Consider the following 4,208-nt stretch of genomic DNA (forward strand, 5'->3'; position numbering starts at 1 on the left):
CCGAACACCATCTGGAAGTGTCCTAGATGGGTAAGTTTCGGACAACGGTTTGCGGATAGGGTTATTCAACTATTAGAGACCCCAAAATTGGCAGAGGAGATGGGCCGGAAGGGTAAGGAGTTTGTGAGAAAGAACTTTCTGATAACCAGACTTTTGTTAGACTATTTAATTCTACTAAATGACATGATACAATAATAGTTTTAGGTTCGTCCGTCATATTTTTTAACAAAAATGTTGTGGAGCTCTCTGGCTGTTTTTATTCCTATTCCGGGAATACTGGCTATCTTATCTAAATTGGCGTTAACTAGATTTTTCATATCTCCGAAGTGTTCTAAAAGTTTTCTGGCCCGAATTTCGCCGATTCCTGGAAGTGATGAAACAATAAATATTAGCTGATCTTTTGCTCCGCGTTTTACTCTGGTAATTTGCGGAATACGAGGCTCGGTTTCTTCTAGCCTATCATTTAGGCTTTTTAAGAATAATGCAGTATCGAAGGCGGTTTCCAAGTTGATTATTTGCACGATTCCCTTTTTGCCTTCGGGACTCCTTTTGATGGAGGCTCCGGCTAGTGATGAAAGGTAGGCTTCTCTTTTGATTTTGCGGTACATGAGAGCCTCTGAGATTAATCCCTCCACTATAAGATAGCTTACTTCAAAATTAGTGCTGAGATTGTATAGCTGAGTGTGTAGATGTCCAGAGGTCAGGCTAGTAATATAATCGTTAATCTCTTTTCTCTCAACGCAGATGATACCGTTAATTAGGTAGTCGCCAGCAGGTAAATCGGCGAATTGAACTTTTACCTCGAACTTTTCCAATTTTTCAGGAACTATACTTCTCTTTTCATGATTATCAACGATGATCATCTAGTTAACACCCAAAAACAGACTTATTATTCCCAGTATTAAAGCATACTCGTCTGTGAAAAACGCCTCGAATTCTAGAAATATTTTTCGTTATAAAATTTTGAATATTTTTAAAAAACTTAAAATAAAGTTAATATATCTAACATTACAAAATTCCATTAAACTCAAAATATCTTATTGGGAGAAGAAATGGTGTAGGAAATGGATAATAAAAGTGGAGAATCTATGGATAGTAGAAGAGGTAAAAAACAGCCTCTCTGGGAAAAAATTGTTGAACTTTGGAGTAGTCCGCATAAAGCGCAGGCACCCGAAGCTTGGCCTATTCCCAGTGGAGTTAATAAAGCGGAAATAATTCTCAGTAGGAATCCTATGAATTGGTACGCTTTTTGTGCCGATTGCCGAGGATATATTGCAAATGTGGAACCACACCAGAATGGAGAGGTTTTTGAATGTCCCTGCTGCGGGTGTGAAGCGCAACTTGATTTTTCCGAGGCATTGAAACAGTTCTGAAAGGATATTGGCAGAGAAATTCAGGCTTTGACTTTAACGGGTTAAAAGACTCTGTATTAGAGTTGATTTGCTTTTGAATTTTTTGCATTGTTCGAAACATTTATATTTAGAGGTATTCATTATTTGTATAGTAAAAAAAATTTTTACCGTAAAAATTAATCATGAGTGATTCGGATGCCGAAAAAAAGGAAGCAAGATGAAAGGAAAAAAATTTTCGAAAAGGTAGGACTCGCCTTCAGAAACCCGGTAAGAGTAGAAATCATAAAGGAACTCTACGAATCCCCCCAGAGACCCATAGACCTCTCGAAAAAAATCGGCGTCCCAAAGCAGCAGATAAACTACCATCTACAGAGCCTCAAAAAAGGAGGAATAATTCAAATTCATAGAGAAATTCTTCCCGAAGAAACTCCCAAACCGGAAGATCTGCCTGATATGCGGGGCGTAAGAGTCAACGGAGTGGATGAAGGTGGAGAAATTCAAGTCTCCTATGGTGTGGAGCTCACAATAAACGGTAAAAAAATTGCGAATAATTTTGTAAAACAATTATACCTCTCGGAAGAGGAAGAACCGAGCACCAAGAAAAAAGGTGAAAAAAAATAGTAGAAAAAATAATAGGAGGGAGAAGCGTGAAGAGTGCGAGCGTAAATCTTGTAGAGTCTTTCTTCGACAACCCGTTAATACTACTTAAGCTAGGAGAAGCCCAGAAACACGGTAACATGGTTGTCCTGCCCCTCATTATGCAGGGTTCAATTCTGGACTTCATATGCGTTAACGAGGCGGAGGAAAAAGGTAAGATTAAGATCGTGGAAACCGATAGCGTGCAAGAGTTAAAAGTTATAAACAACAGCGATAAACAGGTTCTGATTCCCTTCGGGGTAACAGTGCATGGGGGTAAACAGGATAGAACAATCTGGGAACCAATACTAATACCGGTAGGAAGCAAGCATAATATACTACAGACTGCCACAATCGGTGGAAAATCTATGAGGGAGCTAATTCTACCAGCTAAGTGTATTGAGCAGTCCCGGTGGAGCTATACTAAGGGTGAGGATTTCAAAGCTCACAATTTGAGACTAAATCCTCAAGCAGCCTTTATGGCTATGTCTCCCGGAGGTCAGAGCGCAGTTTGGGACGAGATTCAGAAACTCCGAAAGGATATGAAGCTTGAAAATTATATTGCACCCACTCAAAGTTATCTTGAAATCACTAAGGCTAATGAAAAGAAAATAGACAGTTTAGTAAACAGGTTTGAGAATTTGGAAGGTCAGTGTGGTGTGGCGGTTTTCATCAACGGGGAATTAATGGGAACGGAGTTCTATGGAAATCCGCAAGCCTGGAGATCGATAAGCAAGGAGATACTGAGAGCATTTGTGGTAGAAGCGATAAGAGATGAGGAAAAGCCGGTTAAAGAGGTAAAAGACCACTATCACAACATTTTCATTGAAACACTAAGAAATATTGGAATAAACCTCACAGTCAGAAAAGGTATTGGTCTAGGAGATGTCGTAGAATTCAAGTCAGAAGATAGTAAATGGAGAGGAATAACTCTAATACACGAAAACACAATGGTTCAATTCTATCTAGTCTCAAGAGAAGATAAGGGAAAAATAGTAAGACACCAAGAAGATGTTATACAATACCGACAGCAGCAATCGATTAATCAGCCCCCATTTAGAATACAAGTAAGATAAGCATCCCTTCTGGCAATAGAAGAATGTTCACGGTAATGAAGTAGTCTTCGTTCTTTTTCTTTTTTCTATTTTACTTGGATTATTGTTAGAGAATAAAACAGGTTTATATGTTTGTAAGATTTTTAAATCATAGGGAAAAATAATGCCAGATAAGGAAAAAATTAGAAAAATTCCACCGGAATTTAAGAATGGAACAGAGAAAAATAAAAAATGGGACCTAAAAAAAGTGAAAGGACTGCCTAAAAAAGTCAGAGACGAGTGGGAAGAGGAAGTCTCAGAAGAAGAATTTGAAATATCGGAAGAAGAAGAATTTGAAGAAGAAGATTAGTAGAGTATGAGTTTCACCCCAATTTGAATTGAAATTATTATTACACACATTTTTTGAATTAATTTTTAAAATTAAGTACTCAGAAGACCGAAATCTTAACTTCACTTCCTAATTTCCCATATGTTCAATATTGGCTCCTAACTTTTTGTTTTATTGGTGGTGACGTCGCTAACCGCTTGTTTCCACACCTTCTCACCCAAGATTTTCGCATAGTAACGCTAAAACTTGTTAATTTATGCTAAGCGGAAATGGGAAGCAAGGCTTTTCCACCCCTTCACCACAACGCTCCCATACACTAAGGAGTTTCTATTGAACATATGGCTAATTTCATCTCCTTTTTCAATAATTCAAGTTTTTTTGTTTTTGTTTTTGTCAAAATTTCAAATTTAATATCCTTAATAAAAAATAGTTTGAATTTTACCTCAAATTAATAAATCCAATCGAATTAGGGTTTTTTACAATAGTTTTAAATAATTTTAAACATTAAATATAAAATAACGCCATTTAAAATTTCTGATAGCAAAGCCATGGATTATCCTATTTTTTTAAAAAGCCTAAAAGACCGACATCCAAAATGGAGGACAAAAAATGAGCAAAAAAGGAAAAGGAAAAGCGAAAGGAAAGACAAAAGGGAAAGCAAAAGGAAAAAGTAGATAAAATTCAAAATGGATTAAAAGAAAAATGAAAAAAATTGCTTGACTAAAATTCAGGAGAGAGGTACATGCCTCTCTTATTTATTTCTAATTAAAAATAAAGATCATTATGTTAACCTGTTTCATATCTATAAAGAGTATCAGCATTTTTAAAGATGGGAAG

General features: G+C 36.6%; 6 protein-coding genes. 5 read left to right on the forward strand and 1 reads right to left on the reverse strand.

All coding sequences use genetic code 11. The features are described 5' to 3' along the window. Nucleotides 1-195: glycosyltransferase (locus tag ACUVXA_RS17030; protein WP_445872487.1), on the forward strand; the 195-nt coding region annotated here is incomplete at its 5' end. A 5-nt stretch (nucleotides 196-200) separates the two neighbouring features. On the opposite strand, the gene ACUVXA_RS17035 is transcribed toward ACUVXA_RS17030, so the two are convergent. After that, on the reverse strand, nucleotides 201-863 hold the full coding sequence (locus ACUVXA_RS17035) for an ERCC4 domain-containing protein (protein WP_445872488.1): 663 nt from the start codon (nucleotides 861-863) through the stop codon (nucleotides 201-203). A gap of 201 nt (nucleotides 864-1,064) precedes the next feature. On the opposite strand from ACUVXA_RS17035, the gene ACUVXA_RS17040 reads away from it, so the two are divergent. The 4 genes from ACUVXA_RS17040 (at nucleotide 1,065) to ACUVXA_RS17055 (ending at nucleotide 3,392) form a co-directional block, all read left to right on the forward strand. Further along, complete coding sequence (locus ACUVXA_RS17040) at nucleotides 1,065-1,373, forward strand: hypothetical protein (protein ID WP_445872489.1); 309 nt, start codon at nucleotides 1,065-1,067, stop codon at nucleotides 1,371-1,373. Nucleotides 1,374-1,547: 174 nt separating this feature from the next. Beyond that, complete coding sequence (locus ACUVXA_RS17045; protein ID WP_445872490.1) at nucleotides 1,548-1,973, forward strand: winged helix-turn-helix domain-containing protein; 426 nt, start codon at nucleotides 1,548-1,550, stop codon at nucleotides 1,971-1,973. A gap of 26 nt (nucleotides 1,974-1,999) precedes the next feature. Further along, nucleotides 2,000-3,064 (forward strand): ARPP-1 family domain-containing protein, encoded by a 1,065-nt coding sequence (locus tag ACUVXA_RS17050; protein ID WP_445872491.1) that lies wholly within the window; start codon nucleotides 2,000-2,002, stop codon nucleotides 3,062-3,064. Between the two features lie 142 nt (nucleotides 3,065-3,206). Then, a complete protein-coding gene (locus ACUVXA_RS17055; protein WP_445872492.1) occupies nucleotides 3,207-3,392 on the forward strand; it encodes a hypothetical protein in 186 nt (61 codons plus the stop codon). The last annotated feature ends 816 nt before the right edge of the window (nucleotides 3,393-4,208 follow it).

It is taken from the genome of Candidatus Jordarchaeum sp. (assembly GCF_052745115.1).